The 1,756-nt window shown below is 72.4% G+C and carries 3 protein-coding genes; 2 read left to right on the top strand and 1 reads right to left on the bottom strand.

All coding sequences use genetic code 11. The annotated features are described in order from the left end of the window. Window positions 1-301: endonuclease/exonuclease/phosphatase family protein (locus RIF89_RS14715; RefSeq protein WP_309069817.1), on the bottom strand; the 301-nt coding region annotated here is incomplete at its 3' end. A gap of 144 nt (window positions 302-445) precedes the next feature. Between RIF89_RS14715 and pyrE the strand changes: the two genes are divergently transcribed. Both pyrE and RIF89_RS14705 read left to right on the top strand, forming a co-directional pair. Beyond that, window positions 446-1,021, top strand: a complete 576-nt coding sequence (gene pyrE, locus RIF89_RS14710; protein WP_309069816.1) for an orotate phosphoribosyltransferase — start codon at window positions 446-448, stop codon at window positions 1,019-1,021. Window positions 1,022-1,035: 14 nt separating this feature from the next. Beyond that, window positions 1,036-1,756: ROK family protein (locus tag RIF89_RS14705; RefSeq protein ID WP_309069815.1), on the top strand; the 721-nt coding region annotated here is incomplete at its 3' end.

Here is a 1,756-nt window from a genome sequence, read left to right as displayed (position 1 = left end):
CGCGAGCCTCCTGCGGCGCATCCGGACCGTCGTGGTCCTTCAGGAAGCCGGGCATGCCGGTGAAGGCATACTCCACGTCCTCGATGGGCTCGCGGCTCGCGATCGCGACGCCGTTCCACTGATTCAGGCCGTGCGCCTCGACGTGATAGCCCGCGGCCTCGAATTCGGCGTAGGGGAACTGCTCGGGCTTGCACTTGATCTCCTGCATCGCCAGCACGTCGATGTGCTCGCGCTCGGCGAAGGCGACGATGCGCCCCACGCGGGCGCGGATCGAGTTCACGTTCCAGGTGGCAAGCCGCATGGACTCCAGCCTAGGACGGGGCTCCGACGTCCACGCGCGCCAGGCGACGCCGAGAACCGCCTGCCCGCGGCGACATCACCCGGCTCCGTCGGCGGTGCACCCAGGGGTTCGTCCGCTGCGGGGCCCACTTCTAGACTTGCCCTCATGGCCGCATCCACGCCCCACCTCGAAGACGACCGCCAGGCGCTCATCCGCCTGATCCAGGACGAGGCGGTGTTCCACGGCGACTTCACCCTCTCGAGCGGCAAGAAGGCGACGTACTACGTCGACATGCGCAAGCTCACGCTCGATCACCGTGCGGCCCCCGCGATCGGGCGCATCATGCTCGACCTGATCGCGGACATCCCCGACGTCGTCGCGGTCGGCGGCCTGACGCTGGGCGCCGATCCGATCGCCAACGCCGTGATGCACGAGTCGGCGCGCACGGATCATCCGCTCGATGCGTTCGTCGTGCGCAAGGAGCCGAAGGATCACGGGCGTGGCCGGCAGATCGAGGGCGCGGACGTGAAGGGAAAGCGCGTCGTGGTGGTCGAGGACACGTCGACCACCGGGCAGTCGGCGCTCAAGGCCGTCGAGGCGCTGCGGCGCGAGGGGGCGGAGGTCGTCGCGGTCGCGGTGATCGTCGACCGCTCGACCGGCGCGCAGGCCGCGATCGAGGCCGAGGGCCTGGAGTGGCGCGCCGCGATCGGCCTGGCCGACCTCGGCCTCGACCCCCAGTGACCGGGCGGATGCCCATGCCGCGCTACGCACTCGCCCTGGATCTGGGCGGCACGAAGCTCGATGCGGCGCTCGTCGCCGAGGACGGCACGGTTCTCGCCGCCAGCCGTAATCGCCGCCCCACGGGCCCGTCCGCCACGACGGCCGACCTCGACGCGGCGATCGCCGCAACCGCCTCGCACGCCCTCGCTCACCTGCCGGCCGGCGCGGAGTTCGCCGGCGTGGGGATCGGCAGCGCGGGCCCGATCGATCGCATCGCCGGCGCCATCCATCCCGTCAATATGCCGCAGCTGCACGGGTATGCCCTCGCCGGCATGGCGCACAGGGTGGCGGCAGAAGCCCTCGGACGCGATGACCTCCGCACGCGGCTCGGCCACGACGGCGGGTGTCTCGCGCTCGCGGAGTCGTGGATCGGCGCGGCGGCCGGAACCCGTGCGTCGCTGTCGATCGTCGTGTCGACCGGCGTCGGCGGCGGCATCGTGATCGACGGCACGCCGATCGGCGGCGCGTCGGGCAACGCCGGGCATCTCGGTCAGACCGTGATCGGCGACCTCACGCTCGAGCAGATCGCCTCGGGGCCCTCGAGCGTCCGCTGGGCGCAGGAGCACGGGTGGGCGGGGGAGACGGGGGAGGACATCGCCCGCGATGCGGCCGCGGGAGACGGGACCGCCCGCGCGGCGATCGAGCGCTCGGCCGCGACCGTCGGCCTCGGCCTCGCGAACGCGTCCACGCTGCTCG

The organism is Microbacterium sp., assembly GCF_031178525.1.
In the GTDB taxonomy this organism is placed as follows: domain Bacteria; phylum Actinomycetota; class Actinomycetes; order Actinomycetales; family Microbacteriaceae; genus Microbacterium.
Note: the sequence above shows the minus strand (reverse complement) of the source record. Positions and strands in the feature narration are given on the sequence as shown.